This window comes from Pelovirga sp., from assembly GCF_059864205.1.
Map to the genome: position 1 here is coordinate 1 of NZ_JCBCBS010000017.1, position 4,159 is coordinate 4,159.

At 46.5% G+C, this 4,159-nt stretch carries 5 protein-coding genes; 3 read left to right on the forward strand and 2 right to left on the reverse strand.

Annotated features, from left to right (window positions below):
* Positions 1-352 precede the first annotated feature (352 nt).
* Together AC6F7T_RS01160 and AC6F7T_RS01165 are read left to right on the forward strand one after the other, a co-directional pair.
* Positions 353-565: an addiction module protein gene (locus AC6F7T_RS01160; protein WP_500716122.1), complete on the forward strand. Its 213-nt coding sequence runs from the start codon at positions 353-355 to the stop codon at positions 563-565.
* Positions 562-855, forward strand: coding sequence for a type II toxin-antitoxin system RelE/ParE family toxin (locus AC6F7T_RS01165; protein ID WP_500716124.1), 294 nt, complete (start codon positions 562-564; stop codon positions 853-855). Before AC6F7T_RS01160 ends, AC6F7T_RS01165 begins: the two co-directional genes overlap by 4 nt.
* Positions 856-1,565: 710 nt before the next feature.
* Here the strand turns inward: AC6F7T_RS01165 and AC6F7T_RS01170 are convergent.
* Together AC6F7T_RS01170 and AC6F7T_RS01175 are read right to left on the reverse strand one after the other, a co-directional pair.
* A complete protein-coding gene (locus AC6F7T_RS01170; RefSeq protein ID WP_500716125.1) occupies positions 1,566-2,738 on the reverse strand; it encodes a hypothetical protein in 1,173 nt (390 codons plus the stop codon).
* 688 nt (positions 2,739-3,426) lie between these two features.
* Positions 3,427-3,609: a hypothetical protein gene (locus AC6F7T_RS01175; RefSeq protein WP_500716126.1), complete on the reverse strand. Its 183-nt coding sequence runs from the start codon at positions 3,607-3,609 to the stop codon at positions 3,427-3,429.
* 114 nt (positions 3,610-3,723) lie between these two features.
* On the opposite strand from AC6F7T_RS01175, the gene AC6F7T_RS01180 reads away from it, so the two are divergent.
* Positions 3,724-3,954 carry a hypothetical protein gene (locus AC6F7T_RS01180; RefSeq protein WP_500716127.1) on the forward strand — a complete coding sequence of 77 codons (231 nt, stop codon included), beginning with the start codon at positions 3,724-3,726 and terminating at the stop codon, positions 3,952-3,954.
* The last annotated feature ends 205 nt before the right edge of the window (positions 3,955-4,159 follow it).

The following is a 4,159-nucleotide window of genomic DNA, read 5'->3' on the forward strand; positions in this document are numbered from 1 at the left end:
TTGATAGATGTTGATTGCGGCTGTCAAAAAAAGGTTTTTCTCTGCGGCACTCCATCTCAGCTTCTCTGCGTTAAGGTTTTTAACGGAGAGTCGCAAGAGGAATAGAGAGGCAATCGATTAAACAATTAAACAACGTCCTCCCCGTCCTGTCCCGTCCCCCCGTCCTGTCCCGTCCCCCCCTTGGTACGTCCTTGATCCAAATCGATATCGCTATCGGGATCGAAATCGTTCTTGCCGTGGAATATAGAATGTCCCCTTTGTTATGATGCAGTCTGCATTTTGACCGATAATTGCATTTATGGTAATGTTTAAAGAGTTCAGGTCGGTTGCGGTCATTGTGGAAGGAGGGAAGATGCTGGCAGAAGAAATTAAAAAAAATGCTCTGAAACTGGGTGTTGTAGCTCGCGTGCATCTGGTGGAATCTCTGTTGGAAAGTCTCGATAAAACGGATCCCGAAATTGAAGAAATATGGGTAGCCGAATCAGAAAGAAGATATCACGCCTACAAACAAGGGCTTGTCAAGGGGATTTCCCTTGAGCAGCTTCGAGCTAAAATTGAAGCATGAGCATCATTTTAATTCCACCGGCAGATGCCGAACTATCAGAAGCCATAGATTACTACAACGACCAGCAGTCTGGGCTGGGTGATCAATTCTATCGAGCCTTTCTTTTAACAACAGATGATATTGTCAAAGCTCCAACAGCGTGGCGAAAAATTGGTCAACATACCAGAAGAATCAATTTCAGACGCTTTCCCTATCTGCTTCTTTACGTTGTCGATGACAACGATATTCTCATAACCTGCATTGCCCACCAGCACCGTAATCCAACCTATTATCTGTCTGACATAACATAAGCAGTTACTAAGCGCGATCGGACTGTTCAGCGTGGCAATGTGTCCCATTGGAGCAGCCAGACCTTGATAGATGTTGATCGCGGCAAAAAATCGGTTTCTCTGTGCGCCTCTCCATCTCAGCGTCTCTCCGTTGAGGCTTTTTTATTCAACAGTTAAACAACGTCCCCTCTTTGATACGGAATACGCAGTAAGAGATAGGAAGTCAGGGTATATCAAGTTTCCCAGCAGGTTGCTGTATGAGAAATACAACCTGTATAAAGTGCCGACAACAGCTGGTTGGACAAAAGCGCATGCCTTGCAGTGAAGAACATCGGAAAGCCGTATGCGGGAAAACCGCATGCACGGTTTGATGAGGGAGGGCTGGCCAAGGTGGCCACGGTGAGGTTATTTAGGCACCGTCAAACGAAAGAGACGGAAACGGATAAGCCAAACCTAAAGCTGCTGAGACCTGCTCTCTACTCTACCCTCTTTGATAGGTTATATTTTTTTCTTGACGGGGACAATATAGAATGTCCCACTCTCCTACATGAGCCACCAAGGCTCCAAGTTCACCAAGAAAAGCTTGGGGGGAAGGTAGTATGCACGGAAGAATAATGCGGATATAGAAATGTAGGGGCGCATTGCATGCGCCCGTTTTTGATGCGCGCCTAATAAAAAAGCCCCGGCAGATTCGCCGGGGCTTTTTGGTCAAACAATGACTTCTAAATGAATTAGAAGTTCACAAACAGACCAGTACCGACCTTAAATGCTTCATAGTCCGAGCTAAGAGCTTTAGCTCCTTTAGAGAAGTCTTCATACTGGAACTGCACGCCAAGTTTGGTATTTGCCATCACAGCGTAGCTCATACCAATACCAAGTGCCAGAGCATCTTCGTATTCTTCAACCGAAGCGGAATCTTCTTCAGAAACACCGTAGAAAACGGAGGCACTAAGAGTCAGGTCGCTGGCAACCTTGAAGTTACCATAGAGACGAGCGGCAATGATACCGGCACCATCACCCAGAATGTTGAAGGGACGACCAAGGTCAATCTTCTCATTATCAAGGCCTGTCCCGAGGGCGAAAATGGGATCCCAGCCACCGAAGTCGTTGCCAAGAATAACGTACTGAGTATCTTCATCATCGCCCATAGCGTAGAAGAACTGACCACCAACGGTTACAGTTTCAGAGGCAGCCATAGAAACGTCACCAAAGAATTGCAGACCATAAGCATCTTCAGTTGCACTGGCATCACCAGTGAAGAAATCAAGCTCGGCAAATAGTTTGAGGGCATCGATGCTTTGGGCATAGTTCACACCGATTACATAGACTTCTTCGTCATTGTCTTTTTGGCCACCAGCAAATACATTAGCCGCATAGGCGTCGGTTTTGTGGCCAACGTTCAGACCATAGTAGAAAGCATCGGAAGCTTCTCTAGAACCACCATCATTATCAACCATGAAGAACACAGAAACAGGTACCTGACCTTTTATATTCAGCTGCAATCCGTTGTCCTGGGCATCAAAAGCGGTTTGGCCAAGTGCGGTGTAAAACTGACCGGCACGCAGGTGCAGGTTGCCTTTCTGGATGTCGAGATGGGCACGGTCCCACTGCATTGAGTTGCTGTCAGAAGTAAAACGACCTGAACCAGCCCCAGGGTGTTTGCCCCAGTCAGCTTCAGTCGCATCCATGCGGAAAGTAACGCTGACGCCTTCAGCAACAGACAACTTGCCGCCGATACGCAGACGCTGGTCAGCCCAGGTGTTAGTTTGATCTGCACCATCAACATCAATATGCCAACCACGTACACGCATTTGACCGTTGAGGCTCAAGCGGTCTTCTGCCAGAACCGGTGTTGCTACTGCGATCGCCAGCAGGACGATCAGTAAACTTACTAATCTGCTCATTGTAATTCCTCCTTAAGGAAATTGTTTGTGCCGAATCCATTTCGGCGGTTTAAGTTCTGCTCAACTTAAATTCTGCTATTTAACATTCCATGGCACTTTTCATTTGGGTGAAGCTCGTATCGATTAACAGCAGTATCTGTGCCAAACTGCTGGTGTTTTGTTCGATTCAGTGTAACTTACCGATGTGGCGGTATTTATTGGTTTTAATCCGGCCGCAGCGTAGCGCTTTGAATTATTCATTTGTAGTTACTGTGCAACAGTATATTGTGGTTTTTTTGCTACAAACAGTGTTTTATATGCCGGCCGAACCTCTTGGGCAAATGGCAACAGGCGCAGCCGCTGTAAGTCTTTCAACGCAGGTTAGTATAGTGATCGCGGTTTTAATGTCAATAAAAATTAGGGATTAAGTCTGGATGCAGTATGCGGTATGCAGGATTTAACGGAGAGGCGCAGGAGAGGGGCTGGGTCAAGGCCAAACCTGATTCAAAGGCATGTTGCCGCGATGAGCATCTATGAACATCTATGACAAGCTGAGGGTAAAACCTTTACTGCTGGAATCTCTGGTTGTGATTGAATTTGTCAGACCTTGATAGACCTTGATAGACCTTTATAGATGTTGATTGCGGCAAAAAACAGATTTTTCTCAGCGCCTCTCCACCTGGACTCAGCGTTAATCGATAGAGTTTTGTCAGGTTTCGCGGACGCGATAGATAGTGTGGGCTTCGAATTTAAGGTCGACCAGATCAAAGCGCTCGGTCGTGCGCTTGTCCAGATCGTCGATGGCCTGACGCAATCCGACATGGCCTTCAAGGATCAGGTCGAATTTGCCGTTCATATCTTCAAGGATGATTTGTAAATGCTCCTTTTCCATGTTGTGTCCCTCCGTTGATCAGGTTGTTAGCTTGTGATTTTACGTGAAGGGGACCTGTCTGCCAACCGAAAAAACTTGTGAGATGCTTAACGCAGAGGCGTAAGAGAAGGAGAGATGAAGAGAAAGACCCTGAATTTTTGCCCTTCTTGGAGTTCTTGGTGTCTTGGCGGCAATTTTTTAGAATCAGCCACCAAGGCTCCAAGTACACCAAGAAAAACAAAGGCTTGGGGTAAAAGCAAAAACTTGATTCAAAGGCATTTTGCCGCGATGAACATCTATGACAATCTGAGGGTAAAACCTTTACTGCCGGGATCTCTGGTTGTAATTGCATTTATTAGACTTTGATAGATGCTGATTGCGGCAAAAAAAAGGTTTTTCTCTGTGGCTCTGCGTTAGAATCTTTATCGCAGAACCAAAGAGACTTACTGTGCTTCCCGCTCCTTGCAGGTCTTGGTGTAGCTGTCGAGCAGGCGTCGAATCATCTTCTGGTAATGGGTGTGGTTTTTCTGCGCTTCGTGTTTAAAAAAATCGACACTCTCACGGCTCAGGG

Coding starts and splice junctions, on each gene's coding strand:
- AC6F7T_RS01160 (WP_500716122.1), top strand. CDS start 353: ATGCTGGCAGAAGAAATTAAAAAAAATGCTCTGAAACTGGGTGTTGTA.
- AC6F7T_RS01165 (WP_500716124.1), top strand. CDS start 562: ATGAGCATCATTTTAATTCCACCGGCAGATGCCGAACTATCAGAAGCC.
- AC6F7T_RS01170 (WP_500716125.1), bottom strand. CDS start 2,738: ATGAGCAGATTAGTAAGTTTACTGATCGTCCTGCTGGCGATCGCAGTA.
- AC6F7T_RS01175 (WP_500716126.1), bottom strand. CDS start 3,609: ATGGAAAAGGAGCATTTACAAATCATCCTTGAAGATATGAACGGCAAA.
- AC6F7T_RS01180 (WP_500716127.1), top strand. CDS start 3,724: ATGAAGAGAAAGACCCTGAATTTTTGCCCTTCTTGGAGTTCTTGGTGT.